This is a genomic window from Alteromonas sp. CH_MED4-4, from assembly GCF_037029575.1.
In the GTDB taxonomy this organism is placed as follows: Bacteria; Pseudomonadota; Gammaproteobacteria; order Enterobacterales; family Alteromonadaceae; genus Alteromonas; species Alteromonas macleodii.
In genome coordinates, this window is sequence record NZ_JAYMEU010000011.1 from 41,515 (window position 1) to 55,668 (window position 14,154).

14 protein-coding genes are annotated in these 14,154 nt (G+C 45.3%); 5 read left to right on the forward strand and 9 right to left on the reverse strand.

From position 1 onward, the window contains the following. Nucleotides 1-54: 54 nt before the first annotated feature. Nucleotides 55-1,287, forward strand: a complete 1,233-nt coding sequence (locus WA381_RS09595) for a methyltransferase (protein ID WP_061439498.1) — start codon at nt 55-57, stop codon at nt 1,285-1,287. A 49-nt stretch (nt 1,288-1,336) separates the two neighbouring features. Beyond that, on the forward strand, nt 1,337-1,945 hold the full coding sequence (locus WA381_RS09600) for a peptidylprolyl isomerase (RefSeq protein WP_080986480.1): 609 nt from the start codon (nt 1,337-1,339) through the stop codon (nt 1,943-1,945). 37 nt (nt 1,946-1,982) lie between these two features. Here the strand turns inward: WA381_RS09600 and WA381_RS09605 are convergent, their stop codons facing one another. From WA381_RS09605 to efp, 5 genes are all read right to left on the reverse strand, one after another. Further along, nucleotides 1,983-2,501 carry a GNAT family N-acetyltransferase gene (locus WA381_RS09605; RefSeq protein ID WP_061439496.1) on the reverse strand — a complete coding sequence of 173 codons (519 nt, stop codon included), beginning with the start codon at nt 2,499-2,501 and terminating at the stop codon, nt 1,983-1,985. Nucleotides 2,502-2,600: 99 nt separating this feature from the next. Further along, entirely contained in the window at nt 2,601-3,218 is a 618-nt protein-coding gene (locus tag WA381_RS09610; protein ID WP_061439494.1) for a hypothetical protein, read from the reverse strand. A 169-nt stretch (nt 3,219-3,387) separates the two neighbouring features. Then, nucleotides 3,388-5,781, reverse strand: coding sequence for a TonB-dependent receptor (locus tag WA381_RS09615; protein ID WP_061439492.1), 2,394 nt, complete (start codon nt 5,779-5,781; stop codon nt 3,388-3,390). Nucleotides 5,782-5,958: 177 nt separating this feature from the next. Continuing rightward, the gene (epmA, locus tag WA381_RS09620) at nt 5,959-6,927 is read right to left on the reverse strand and encodes an elongation factor P--(R)-beta-lysine ligase (protein ID WP_061439490.1); all 969 of its coding nucleotides are present in this window, start codon (nt 6,925-6,927) and stop codon (nt 5,959-5,961) included. An 85-nt stretch (nt 6,928-7,012) separates the two neighbouring features. Continuing rightward, the gene (gene efp / locus WA381_RS09625; RefSeq protein ID WP_014975647.1) at nt 7,013-7,582 is read right to left on the reverse strand and encodes an elongation factor P; all 570 of its coding nucleotides are present in this window, start codon (nt 7,580-7,582) and stop codon (nt 7,013-7,015) included. Between the two features lie 36 nt (nt 7,583-7,618). On the opposite strand from efp, the gene epmB reads away from it, so the two are divergent. Further along, a complete protein-coding gene (gene epmB / locus WA381_RS09630; RefSeq protein ID WP_061439488.1) occupies nt 7,619-8,644 on the forward strand; it encodes an EF-P beta-lysylation protein EpmB in 1,026 nt (341 codons plus the stop codon). Between the two features lies 1 nt (nt 8,645). Here the strand turns inward: epmB and WA381_RS09635 are convergent, their stop codons facing one another. Then, nucleotides 8,646-8,837, reverse strand: coding sequence for a hypothetical protein (locus tag WA381_RS09635; protein ID WP_044556911.1), 192 nt, complete (start codon nt 8,835-8,837; stop codon nt 8,646-8,648). Nucleotides 8,838-9,097: 260 nt separating this feature from the next. On the opposite strand from WA381_RS09635, the gene WA381_RS09640 reads away from it, so the two are divergent. Next, entirely contained in the window at nt 9,098-9,430 is a 333-nt protein-coding gene (locus WA381_RS09640) for a hypothetical protein (RefSeq protein WP_014975645.1), read from the forward strand. A 102-nt stretch (nt 9,431-9,532) separates the two neighbouring features. On the opposite strand, the gene WA381_RS09645 is transcribed toward WA381_RS09640, so the two are convergent. Both WA381_RS09645 and WA381_RS09650 read right to left on the reverse strand, forming a co-directional pair. Then, nucleotides 9,533-10,828, reverse strand: a complete 1,296-nt coding sequence (locus WA381_RS09645) for a hypothetical protein (protein ID WP_061439486.1) — start codon at nt 10,826-10,828, stop codon at nt 9,533-9,535. Between the two features lie 178 nt (nt 10,829-11,006). After that, nucleotides 11,007-11,708, reverse strand: coding sequence for an HAD family hydrolase (locus tag WA381_RS09650; RefSeq protein WP_061439484.1), 702 nt, complete (start codon nt 11,706-11,708; stop codon nt 11,007-11,009). 212 nt (nt 11,709-11,920) lie between these two features. Between WA381_RS09650 and WA381_RS09655 the strand changes: the two genes are divergently transcribed. Next, complete coding sequence (locus WA381_RS09655; RefSeq protein ID WP_061486923.1) at nt 11,921-12,595, forward strand: hypothetical protein; 675 nt, start codon at nt 11,921-11,923, stop codon at nt 12,593-12,595. A gap of 283 nt (nt 12,596-12,878) precedes the next feature. On the opposite strand, the gene WA381_RS09660 is transcribed toward WA381_RS09655, so the two are convergent. Continuing rightward, complete coding sequence (locus WA381_RS09660; RefSeq protein WP_061439482.1) at nt 12,879-13,982, reverse strand: ISAs1 family transposase; 1,104 nt, start codon at nt 13,980-13,982, stop codon at nt 12,879-12,881. Nucleotides 13,983-14,154: the final 172 nt, after the last annotated feature.

A 14,154-nucleotide genomic window follows, 5' to 3' on the forward strand; every position in this document is an offset into this window, starting at 1 on the left:
AGGCATTCCCAAAAGTATGTGAGTGCTTTGAGCCTTCTCTGAAAACAGACTCCAATGAATACAGAATTTATTTTTGCCGACCGACAATTCTCGCTTATTCGCTACCCTGAAAAGCACCAGCACATAAGCCTTCAAGCATGGGATAGCGCTGATGAACTCGTTATTGAGCACATTGAGAGCTTATTAAGTGAAGCGTCGCTTTCAATTGGCAGTGGCGACAATGATGGCTCAATGATGATTTTTAATGACGATTTCGGCGCGTTGGGTTGTTGGTTTTCGCACTTAGCACCTTACTGGGTATCTGACTCCTACATATCTTTGCGATCACTCTCTGAGAATTTAAAAGCCAATCATTTACTGAGTAATGCAGAAACGGGTAATAAAAACGGCCTGCTAACCGCGCCGCTGAAAACCTTGACTAGCGTGCAAAGCTTAACGTTTAAGCCAGAAAAGGCGCCGAGTCTTGTTGTGCTGAAGGTCCCCCGCGCCCTTGCACTTCTTGAACAACAGCTTATTGATTTACAAAAATATATAACACCTGACACGCGTGTTATCGCAACCGGTAAAGTGAAGACCATCACAAAATCCGTACTCAACCTATTTGAACGATATATTGGCCCCACCACCACGTCCCTTGCCAAGAAGAAATCGCGGCTTGTGTTCGCTTCGCCTCGTGAGTCAATAAAACTATCTGACTCGCCCTATCCGACGCGCTGGCAGTGTAAAAGTACGATGGGAACGGCGTTAACTATAGACAATCTGGCGAATACGTTTTCCCGACAGTCATTAGATATAGGGGCTCGCATTATGCTTGAACATATGACGGTGAGCGCTAATGATGTGTTGGTAGATTTAGGCTGCGGCAACGGAGTACTGGGGGTTAATGCCCTTTCTCTTGCCCCTGATGCCAAAGTAATATTTGTGGATGAGTCGTATATGGCATTAGAAAGTGCCAGACTCAATGTGCTCAACAACTTCCCGGATAAAATTGATCAATGTGAGTTTGTTGCAAGTAATTGCCTTGAAACATTAATCAATAGAGAGAATAAACCCGCTGTTACCAAAATTCTGTGTAACCCACCGTTTCATCAACAAAACGCAATCACTGACCATATTGCATGGCAAATGTTCACTGATTCCCGGGACGTACTTATTAAAAGCGGTCACTTAGTTGTGGTTGGTAACCGACACCTCGACTATCACATTAAACTTAAAAAGTTGTTTGGTGGCGCTAAGGTACTTGCGAGTGACAAAAAGTTCGTTATCTTAGGCACTTCAAAACGCTAAGCGATTAAAAAACGTGCGCGAATTAAGGAAAACATTTAAAGGCGTTTTTATGAAGAAAATACTTTTATCACTGCTGACCGCCATCATGTTAATAGGCAGCATTTCACCCGTTATGGCCAAAAAAGACGATGGGTCTCAGGTTCAGCCAGATAACTATTACCCTCGGGTGAAAATAGAAACCACCATGGGCGATATTGTGGTTGAACTGGACAGAAGACGTGCGCCAATTACCGTAAATAACTTTCTTCGTTATGTGGATAAGCGCGCCTACGAAGACACCATTTTTCACCGCATCGTGCCTGGTTTTGTTGTGCAAGGTGGTGGTTATACGGCAGACTTCAACGGCAAGTCGAACTTTCCAGATATCTTCAATGAGTCTGGTAACGGTTTGACTAACGACCTGCACACCATTGCAATGGCAAGACAAGGTGACCCGCATACCGCAAACCGACAATTTTTCTTCAACGTGAATGACAACAGCAGCTTAAACCCCGGAAGAGACTGGGGCTACGCGGTTTTTGGCGTAATTGTTGAAGGCGAAGATATTGTTGATGCCATGTCGGAAGTAGAAACTGAATATTCGATTCGCCTTAACGCGAATAACGTACCCATTGAGCCGATCATTATTAAAAAGATGACCGTGTTACCGCCCTTATAGCGATTAACAGATACTAACAGCCATAAAGAGCAATGCTTTATGGCTGTAATTCCAACCTGAACAAATGCTGTTTTGGGAACGTTTTGTCGAAGTAAAAGCCCTGCTTGTTAAATCCTAAGCGCTGTAAAAGCTTCTGCGACGCCATATTTTCTGGGTGCGTCATGGCTGTTAAAAAACGATAGCCCTCAGAGGCAGACCACGCTATAACACACTGACATGCCTCATAACATATACCCTTGCCTCTTGCTTCAGGCAGCATGGCAAAGCCTAAATCTGGACATTCAAATGCAAAGCGATTGAAGAGACCACAAACCCCTAACGGTTGTTTGGTTTCGGTTAATTCGACAGCCAGCAGGCCATATCCCCACTCTTCGCGCTGCGCATTTGTTTTGCCAATGTAGTCACACGCATCGTCTACTGTATGGACATTTTTACTTCCAATGTATCTAAGCCATAGCGGGTCCTGCTGCAGCGCAAGTACCCAGTGTTTATCATCAAAAGTAAGCGGCCGTAGCGTTATTTTATCGTTTGTAAAAATAGCGGTGTTTGTGTTCACACTAATCCTTTTAGCAAAGTTTTTATGACGCGCATGTAGTACTCGCTTTTGTACCTCTACATTTGAACGTATAACTAGAAGTAAGACCTAAGGCAAACACTATCTCTTTGATAGAAGCCTGTCTATGTGCTCAAAGTGGTCTGGGTTGACCACTGCCGCGCGGGGGTACTTTGGGTTCGCTCTGTCGTTTACTCTTGGGTGCTCCCACAACGATGTATGGACGATAAATCGCTCGGCTTCCTCTATACCACCGTGCTCTAAGCATCCACTCAAGCATGTATCTACGTACGTTTGATGTACGGGATAGGCGTCATTTGCCTGTGTACAGTCGAGTGTTTCGCAAATCCAAAAGGTAAATTGTGCAAGCACATCGTCTAGAGACGCAGAACCCTTGTGTTGATGAAAGTTGAGTGCTTTAGCGCTTACTTCGACAAACCGATAGTCTTTTTCTCTCTCCTGTAAGGCAGGGTTAATTTGTGTTGGGATAAGCTGGGCGTTTAATTTGCAATGCGCATTGGCCACGGCGCCAACGTAAGTCTGTTTTTCATGAAGACTACGCGTCACCCATGCCCTTTCGAAGCCTGAAACCGTCACAGAGATCCCTGGTGTAAAAATGTTGGAGTAGCGCTCTCGGCTGTCTTTGCTAAGTAAGCTTCCATAACCTAACACCATGTGTTTTTCGGTTTGCGTACTTAACCAATTCGCTATGTCATTCATTTTCACCTCTACTTCACAACCGCTCGACGTTTACCATCTTAAGCATGTTTATCTTTGCAGTTTATTCAACTGGAAAAAATCGTACTGACCACTTTCCCCTAGTATAAAAAAAGGCGATGTACTGAGAGCCCCAATACATCGCCTTGTATACCGCAGTGGAGTTGTTTAATTAAAACAACGCTCTCACACCCATAGTAAAGTTTCTACCTGGAAGCGGTGCTTGGTCTTTTAAGAAAGATGTATGAACACGGGCTTCCTCGTCAGTTAGGTTTTCACCGCGCGCAAACACTACCCAGTCAATGCCCTGTGTGCCAAATTCATATTGCACGCTTGCGTTAACCAAGGTGTAACCGTCGGTTGCAGTCTCAAATGACGCAACTTCATTTTGGTCGTCGTACCACGTAAAGCCCACGTCAGCACTTAAACCATCGTTCACGTAGCTTAATTCACTACCAAAGCGCATAGGCGGCGTGCGCGGAAGGTTGTCGTCTTCAATTTCTGCGCGGATATAGTCACCAAATACGGTTAAGCGTAGCGTGTCTGATAAATCAACGTAAGTTTCTGCTTCGAAGCCCCAGATGTCAGCGTCAGCCTGTTGGAAATAATAAATTGGCAAGCCTTCTTCATCGCCGTGTTCATCATGTCCATGCTCTTCGTGTTCGCTGAGCGCAATTAAGCCTGTGCTTGTTTGGAAGATATAGTCATCTGCCTGATTGTAGAAGAAAGACGCACTATAGCCCCAGCTACCGGTAAATTTACGGAAAGTAATATCTAGGTTGGTACTAACTTCTTCTTTTACGCCTTTAAGTGTTTCTTCGATATGGCCTTCTTCATCCATATCAAATACTAAACCCACTTCGTAGCTTTGGGTTGCTAAATGCTGGCCAGCAGAGAAAAGTTCTTGCTGACTAGGCGCACGCTCACTGCGTGACAACGTAACGGCAACCGAGTGACCTTCCTGGTATTCCCAGTTAGCGCCCGCTGAAAGCGATAGGCTGGTAAAGTCGTAGTCAGGGAAGTTGAAAGCAACAGCATGCTCCTCGCCTTCATGCTCATCATGCAATACGTCAAGTTCCACTTCGCTGGCATCAGCATCTAATGTCGTTCGCTCTAGTCGGCCACCAAGCTCAAAGGTTACATTACCTACTTTCTTTTGTTCTATAAGATAAAGTGCGTAGCTCGATGTAGTATTAGCTGGGGTAAAGGCTTCTTCGCCCACGGCATTGTAATCGCTATGATTAAACTGTAGCCCGAATACGCCGTGCCAGCCGTTCACTTCTTCGTGATAAGCAGACAGGCGAATGTCGCTCGATTCATTTGTGAATACCGTGCCTGGCTCACCGTCTTCAATCTCAGCATGTTCGTAATCGGTGTAAGCTGCGGCAAATTTAAGGTTAGTTATTCCTTCAAAGGGTGAATGCCACTCACCGGCTGCTTGATAACGGGTCATATCTACATCAAGTAACACGCCTTCTTCAGCGTGTTCTTCATGATCATGTTCTTCAAGATCGTGGTCTTCGCCCTCATGCTCTTCCTCACCATGAGCATGGCTATAGCCAGGTACGCCATATTTGTTGTCGAGTTGTTCAACAGCGAAACCGAAGTAGCCTTCTTCGGCCACGTAAGATAAACCTGCAACGACGTTACGCGTCTCCATTGCGCTGCTTTCTAGCACACCGTTTGGTTCATCTTCATCGGGGTCGATAGACGCAAAGCCCGGAATATCCGCGTTATCTGTATCGCGATAAAACCCGTCGACATGCCATGCAATATTGCCACTGCCACCCGTTACATCTGCACGGGTATACGAGCCGTTATTCACTGTGCTATAGCTAGTTTCAGCTTCGCCTTCTACGCCGTCTATCTGATACTGAGGAATACGTTTGTCAACCACGTTAACCACACCACCAATAGCGCCACTGCCGTATTGAAGCGTTGCAGGACCGCGAAGTACTTCCACCTGCGTTGCACTTGAAAGTGTGGTGGCAACATTGTGATCTGGACCTACTCGAGATACATCAGATACATCCAAACCGTTTTGAACAATCTTTACGCGCGGGCCATCATTACCGCGAATAACTGGGCTGCTTGAAACCGGGCCAAAATAAGTGCTGTGCACACCCGGAGCGTTTTTTAGGGTTTCCCCTAAGGTTGGTGCTTCTATTTTACGTAATTTTTCAGCACCAATTACTGTCACTGGCGTAACAGATTCCAGTACTGATGATTGAAGCGCATTGGCGGTAACCACGATATTTTCGACGGATGCAGGCTTTAAAACGAAATCTACATTTTGATCCGTATTTACGTCGCCTAAGTCGTTATCACCATGAATGTAGTTTGAAGAATAAACATGTAAATGAATATGTGGCTGCTTTACATCGTCAAAACGGTAAATACCATTTGCATCGGTGTATGCTACACGGCGGCTGCCTTCGATTTTTACTTCAGCCCCTGCAACAGGTTGCCCTGCCGTGTCGGTGACTTTTCCCGTTACTGTGGTGGCATACACAGGCGCACTTAACAGCCCTGCTATGGACAAACTTAGCAGCGAACGCATTTTCATGGGTATCCCTCTGTGGATGTTATAACATTATTTAGTGATGTTATAACATTTTAGCCATTACCCATTGCTTGTCAACCGCTGCTTTACTCACTTAATCTTATGTTTTTGCAATTTAATCGGACGCGCCTACTGGAACCCAAGGTTTAAGCAATTCATAGCTAATTGGGCACGAAGGTACTAAGCCCTACTCACAGTGAAATTGATCACTCCTTGAATATGCTTCGCGTTGATTTTAAGCATTAACAGCCTGTCGATGCCCAGCGCCACACCCGCACACGGTGGCAAACCTGCGTCAAGCGCACTTAAGAAATTCTCATCAATGGGCTTAGTGGGAAGGCCATGTTCTTCGCGCTTTCTGTTATCCGTTTCAAAACGCAGCCGCTGCTCTTTTGCTGCACTTAACTCATGAAAACCGTTAGCAAGTTCAGCGCCTTGGTAATACACCTCAAAGCGTTCGGCAACCCGTTCATCAACTGGGCTTAGTTTGGCAAGCGCCGCCTGAGAAGCAGGGAAATCGTAGATGAAGCACGGTTTTTCGTTACCGATTTTAGGTTCGATTACATAGCTGAATAACAGTTGTAACTTGCTGTCATAGCTTAGATTTTGCGGCGCGTGAATATCTATGTTCTGCTCTTCCATTACCTTTAGCAAAACGTCGTTATCAGCACTTAACGGGTCAATATTTAAAAAGGTTTGAAAAGCTTGCTGATACGTCATCTTGTCGGCTGGAGCTGTCGCCAGTGTTTCTTGCAATAAAGCGTCGACCTCTTCCATTAATGCAAAATGATCAAAGTCCAAGCGGTACCACTCTAGCATGGTAAACTCAGGGTTGTGCCAGCGGCCTTCCCCTTCATGGCGAAACGCTTTGCACACTTGATAAATACTACCGCTGTCAGCGCATAGTAACCGCTTCATGGCATATTCAGGTGACGTTTGAAGATACAGCGTAGTTGGCTTACCGGATGAGCCAAAATTGAATTGTGTATCGAACGCGTCTAAATGCTCATCGGTAACCGTACCGTTTGAAAGTAAAGGCGTATCTACCTCTAGAACGTTTCGTGCGTAAAAAAACTCACGTATTGTTCTGAGTAATTCTGCTCGCGCAACACGCGCTTCATGAGTGGTAGTAGGCTGCCAAGATTGCATGTGTCCAAACCTAAGAAGATTAGCTAAAACAAAAAACCGGTACACAAAGGTACCGGCTTTACACGTAAACAGAATGTCTCAGATACTATTTTTGTGCGCGAGACACGTATTCGCCAGAGCGCGTATCTACACGGATAACTTCGCCGGTTTGAACGAATAGAGGAACGCGAACAACTGCACCAGTGCTCAGCGTTGCTGGCTTACCGCCTGTACCCGCTGTATCACCTTTAAGACCAGGATCAGTTTCAGTGATCTCTAGCTCAACAAAGTTTGGTGGCGTAACCGTGATAGGTGAACCGTTCCACAATGTAATGGTACAAACGTCGTTCTCTACCAACCACTTTTTATTCTCACCCACTGCTTTTTCGTCTGCAGCGATTTGTTCGAATGTATCGTTGTTCATAAAGTGGTAGAATTCGCCGTCGGTGTACAAGTAGGCAAGCTCCGTATCCATTACGTCAGCGCCTTCTACTGATTCACCTGAGCGGAAAGTTTTCTCTAAAACTTTACCTGAAATAAGCTTGCGGATTTTTACGCGGTTAAACGCTTGGCCCTTACCCGGCTTTACGTATTCGTTTTCTAGAATGTTGCAAGGTTCGCCGTCCAGCATGATTTTCAGGCCGCCTTTGAACTCGTTAGTGCTGTAATTAGCCATAATTCCTCTGTCTAAACATAAGGTACAAAAAGTTTCGTGGAACAAATAATACCTAAAAAACCGATTTCTGTAGAGCATAACTGGCAAAAAGAATTAGCAAGTAGCTTTACCGATCCTGCAAAGCTGTTGCAACACTTAGGTTTAGACCAAGAAAAATACGCCCAACACATTAAAGCGCGTCGACTTTTTCCTATGCGTGTTCCACGACATTTTGTGGAACTGATGGAGAAAGGCAATCCACACGACCCGCTTTTTTTACAAGTTATGCCGCTCAGCGACGAATTTCTAACATCACCAGGCTATAGCGAAGATCCGTTAGATGAGCACGATACAGCAGGCAAAGGCATATTGCACAAATACGATTCTCGCGTGTTGCTGATGGTTCGCACCGGCTGTGCAGTAAACTGCCGTTACTGTTTTCGCCGCCATTTTCCTTACGCCGATAATGCGGTAAGCAAACACCAATGGCTTGATGTGCTTGATTACCTTCGCAATAACAGCCAAATAAATGAGGTGATTTTCTCAGGCGGCGACCCACTGATGGCAAAAGACGATCATCTGTCGTGGCTAGCCAACGAAATTGCCGCTATTGCTCACATAAAGCGCCTGCGTATTCACAGTCGTCTTCCGGTAGTGCTGCCAGAACGAATTAGCCGTGAATTTGTTGAATGGTTTACCGCGTTACCCCTGCAAAAGGTGCTGGTGCTGCATGCAAACCACGCCAATGAGATGTCAGAAACGTTGAAAGCGCGTTTAAATACATTGCGAGAAAAAGGCGTGACCTTGCTCAATCAATCGGTATTGCTAAAAGAAATAAATGACTCTGCCGATGCAATTAGTGATTTAAGCGAAACGCTGTTTGAAGCCGGGGTGTTACCCTATTATTTGCACGTTTTAGATAAAGTACAGGGTGCGAGCCACTTTTATGTGAGTGACGATAAAGGCCGAGCAATTATGGAAGAAGCGATAAAGCGCCTGCCGGGCTTTTTGGTGCCAAAACTGGTGAGAGAAATTGGCGGTCAACCCGGCAAAACGCCTATCGACTTAAAGATGCATCCCTAACTTACGCGAAGGTATCGACGTTGGCGCCTAACGCGGGGTTTGAAGATGACGATTTTGGTACGTCAGAAGCTGATTCCAGCAACTGAAGCGACGCTTGTCCCTCTTGCTCTTGTTGGCTTTTAGCCAGCTTAAGAGAGGCCAACTCAAGTGACGCACCGGACGTTCCAGAGGCACTAGTACCTTGTAGATCCATACCATTTTCCTTTGTTGCTTGTAGCAAAGTAAAAAAATGGGCAGAATTGCCCACCTTTACGGCGTGTTGTGCATTACGTAACCAACAAGCTTCGTAATTTACAACAGTCTTTAGGTTATCGGCCTTGAAAGACGAAACTTTAATCATTATTTACCGAGTGGCATTTATTGTGGCAACAATGATAGCCACGGGATTTATACGTAAACATGAAGTGTGCGGGTAATGCGTACACTTAACACTCAGAAACAAAAGGCGCGATCATGCAACAAAGCCAAGAGATGCAAGCTGTTCATCAACAACTTCAGGAAACACTTCAAACGCTGCACCGCAAAGCTGTTGATGCCGACCAAATACTAGATAGTTTACAGCGCGATCAAAAAGGGAAGTTTGCAGCCGTTTTCGCAGATGACAGTGGGTTTAGCACATCAGCAAAACGCTTTGGTCCATATGTTCAAGAGATTGCAAATGACTGGCAATCGCTAAAGGAACTGGATGATGATGCGGCCAAACAAGCCCTAGCGCCATTAGTTAAAAAAATAGAGTTGGCGCTGGTGACCATTGCGCAATTTCAGCAATCCCTATCTAAAAGCTAGCGCGGGCTAAAATATATCTACAAACGAAAAGCCCGCTTTATTTGCGGGCTTTTTTTTGACTTTAGCTTCTCGCTTACGGCGAACTCTCACGCGCCTTACCGCTTATTTTTGATAAAGCGGCAGTAAGCGAATTCTGCGTTTAATTTCCTCGACTTCTTTTAAGTACGCTTCACTGTCTACCCGTTGATATTGTTCGGTAAACGCTTGCTTACTTAAGCCTTCAGGCAGCCCATCGATAGGCGGGATGATTTCAAGCTCACTTTGAATGCGCGCAATCGCGTTTTGCACTTCCATTGCAGTATTTGGATGGGTAGCAACCTTTGCAAACTCAGTACCCGACATGTCTGCCGCTAAGTCTACAAAGCTATAGCCCGAACCACCGTTGCCCCGGTCCATTAGCTCTTTAAACTCACCAATTGCTAGGGACATACCTTGTTCTGCCATTAACTCTAATGCAGCAGAAATGATAAAGTGACGAGCCAAATCGTTGCGCTTGTGCAGCACAGCACCTCTGCGAGGCTTTAGCGCTTTTTCGGAATCTGGTTGTATGTCGCCCACCAGAGTCCCAACACGATGATGCCCAACGTAAACCGCTAAAGCGAGGATTACCGCATTATTATGCAGTACTGCTTCTTCAGGGGTTTGGCTTTGCTCTCTCGCCCGCGCCATCCCTTCGCGCAAGTATTCAATAAGGGATACCGGTTTATTTGATAAGGCTATTTCTCTACCAGACAAATAACGTAAATAGTACGCAGATAACTGCTGAAGCTCGGTCTGTTCGCTTACCGACATGTTCGACGCCACCACGTTTAACTCGCTTAGCAGCTCATCTAAACGCCCAACATCAAGGGTAAGCTCACCGCTTCTCATGATCACACGTTCAACCCGCGATAACGCAATGGTGGCTATTTCTGATTGCGTATAAGAGTTCACCGTACGCTCTAAAAACCCAAGTAAAAAACGACCCGGAATGGTTAAGTCGCCAACTTGGACTTGCTCTATACGCAAGCTATCTCCAGGCAGTACTAGCGCTGACGCATTTACATAATACCCCGTATTGTTGATAGCGTAAGTGACGTTAATGGTTCCCGCCAACGGCGTGATATTCACTACGCCCTTAAAGTCAGGTAATGCACGCTGTAACACACCCACTAAGCTTTCGACTTGGGTTTCGGTGAGCGTAACTTGATGCCCCTCTTCTCGGCGGGAAAACGCCTGTTGCAGCTGACCGAGGAGTTCGTTAACGCTATCAGCACCATCTAGCTGTGTGGGCGCTGTCGATGCGACTAATGGCGCTTTTTGCACAGCCATAACCGTGATCGTAGCAACGCTTACTACAAGCAGAACAACAATGATGGCAAAAGTAATCAAAAGCCATTTTACGCTACGCAAAATCATGAGAAATCAGCTGTACCTGTCATAACAATGAATAAAAAATAAGTTAGCGCCTCTGGCGTTCTTTGCTGTAAAACAAAGAAAGTTACGCCCTAACGTGCTGGTTATACTACGTTATCTATTTTCGCGCCACCAGTGACAAGTGGCACGACAAGTCGGCTATTAGCCTCCACCGCATTCGCTAAAAAACGAGTTCGCAGTCCACCCAGTCTTTCAAGCTTGTATACCGCGCTGTGGCACCAGACAAATTATGATGTTTCGACAATTCCGTGGGTATCACAACGCAGGCTAGGTTTGCAGCAAGTGCCGCTGTCATCCCGGTTTGCGTATCTTCAATTGCCACACATTCACCGGGTATTTTTCCTAGCTTGTCCATTGCAAGCGCGTAACAATCAGGTGCTGGTTTGCTGTTTTCGACATCTTCCACGGCAACCACACAAGAAATATAAGCACTTAAACCATACTGAGATAAGGTTTTTTCCACCGACTTTTTACTTCCCCCAGTCACAATGCCAATGGTGTAACCTTTGTTTGCACATTGTTCAATGGTTTCTTTAGCAAACGGCATTAAGGGAAAAGCTTGCTTATCTAAGTAGTCGCTAATGCTTTTGTGTTTTTGCTCTGCTAGCTGCTGCGGCGCTATATCAATATTAAAATGTTCGACGAGATCGACAGCATTTTGCTTTACTGGAATACCCGCCATCACTTCACAATAAAAATCCTCGCTTAATTCAACATCGTACCCCAGCAAAATGTCTTTCCACAGGTCAAAATGTACGGATTCTGAGTCAATAAGGGTACCGTCGTGATCAAATAACAGCGTTGTGGTTTTATCGCTTACCGCTAACTGGCGGGTTGATGAAGAAAATGAGTGCAATGCCAAAATAAACCTCCTTGCTAGTTCAATACCGGTTGTGAAAATATATTGGGTGTCATCGATACCGAAAAAACGATAACACCTTTAGATCCTGGTGCAGTGCTTTGTTAATGGTGATTGTTTTCATGCCATATGTCAGAACATGCCAGAACAGTGCCAGTGCTGTGGTACACTGTGGCTTTCACGAGCTAGGACATTTTCAACGTGGAGCAAATTGGGTGCTTTACCACATTTTAGGCTTTGCCAGTGCCGCGCTGTTTTTACTGACATGGTTAGGATTATGGTCACAAATTAAGGCCATGACGCGCTTTCAAGTGCCCGTTTCTAGCGAAAGTGACGATGCTAACCACAGTCTGTCACTTAACCAGTTTGGCTCTAGCTATTTTGCCTTTTTCTCAATTTTCCTCTTTGGCATTTCGGTAGAGCCTTTCAACCATTACTTGGTGTGGACACGATTTGGCGCGCTCGTACTTACGCTCATTATCATTTGGAAAATATGGCAACACAGGCGCACTTCAATTTCAGGCTATGTTGCCGCTATTGCCTTGCTAGCCCTTATTGGTGGCACACTTTCCATTGCTTTTCGCCCTTTCCCAGCGCTTGCGCAACTTGGCGCAAACACTTTAATGCTGGTCGTAACCGTCATCTTATTTCAAGGGTCTCTGCATCAATGGCTTGTACTGCAGCGCAGACAAAAAGTAGGCTCTCTGTCATTTTCGTTGTTTCGCAATATCTTGATAAAAGACGTTAGCACTTTACTGTTTGGGCTAACAATGCCATTAAGCCAAAGCTGGCCGCTGCTTATCTTAAATGGTACGAGCGTAATTATGCGCGGCAGTATTTTATTGCAAATGCACAAACTAAAACGCCGAGAATTTCCCGTGTCAGGTTAGTTTCTCGGCGTTTCCAATTTGTTTCGTGAAGCGATAAGTTTGCTTGTCTAGCGGTCACTTGTTTGAACAGCGTTATCAATACAAGCTTCTATAAATAAGCACAAAAGCGGCGCGTTTCTGCAATCTACAACGCCTGTTAGTTAAACCATAAACTGACAAAACTGATCATCTTAACCATAGAAAAATAATGCATCAAAAAACCTCCCAGGCAAAGAATTAAAGCATAATATGATAAAAACAAATAAAATTAAAACCACAAGGTAAAATCATGCTTGAATAAAATTCAAGCAAACAAGAGCTTTTCTCTGACTTCATCAGACCACGCCGCCTGCTTCAGCTTACCTTTCATACTGTCTTTAATAGGATTCAAGCGTGCTAAATTCATTGCAAAGCGGCGGAAGGTCGCCATATATTCGGGCGCATCGCCGCGTCTGATGCGGGAATCGTCCTCTCGATACGTCATATCCAGTACCCAATGTGATGCATTTTCTATCGACCAATGGCTACGAATGGCTTTCGCAATTTGAGGTAAGTTAACCTCCAAGGAACTGATGTAATAAGCGGTCTCACTCGTTTCCTTGTCTTTAAGGTAGCGTTTTCGGGTGACTTCAATGACCGACTTCATATTCGTCCAGCCTTGGCTTTGCGTCAACCAAGGCGTAATGGGTAGCTGAACGTAGGTACGTTCCTCGATGCGTCCATGACCATCATTGGTTAAAGTCAAACTGTTTACTTTGACATCTTGAGGCGAATCACGCCGTGTCTTGTGGAAGTAAGCCGCTATTTCCGTTGCAAGTTTACCTTGGTTATTCTTGACTTGCAGAACATAGTCGCCGCCTTTTGCATTAATGGCTTTAGCGACCTTCTTCAGGCAATGCATGGCATCGGCAGTGACAATACTGCCTTTTAACTCGAGTAATTCAATCAATTCCAGTACCGTCGACACTTCATTTTTCTTACTCTTCGATTTACATTGTGCGAGGACTAAACCTTGTTCCACCGCGTAGGCCGACACGCTGTGAAGGGCGGTTTTCCTATCACCATCGAATGAATGGCGAAGCGTTTTACCATCAAACGCAATCACGGGCTGCCCTTGGTCTTCACGGATTTCATTCACCCAGCTAATGAAGCACGTTAGCAAGGCGTTGGGCTCTAGCGAGCTGATAACACGGGCAATAGTATCGTCGACGGGTACACCCTCTTTAAAGGCCCTGAACTTACGCAACCAATCCAGTTTGCTGTCCCCAAATTGCTTAATGTCTTTCCATCCTTCAGCACCAGAAAGAATGGCCACCACGGTGAGAAAAATCACATCAAGTAGGTCATGCTTCTTATTGATATGAGAGCGTTTATCTTCAAGTGACTCAAAATGGGTAATAAATGACATCTGTGCTAGCCTAAAAAGCTAGATTTGATCACAGATGCGCTAGTTAACGCAAGTCAGAGTATGATCTTGCCCTGATTAAAACCATAAGTTGACAAAATTAATCCTTGAATACTGATTCACATTTACTTCCCACTTTCCTGTAACCATCATTGCAGAACCAATTCGAGCCAGA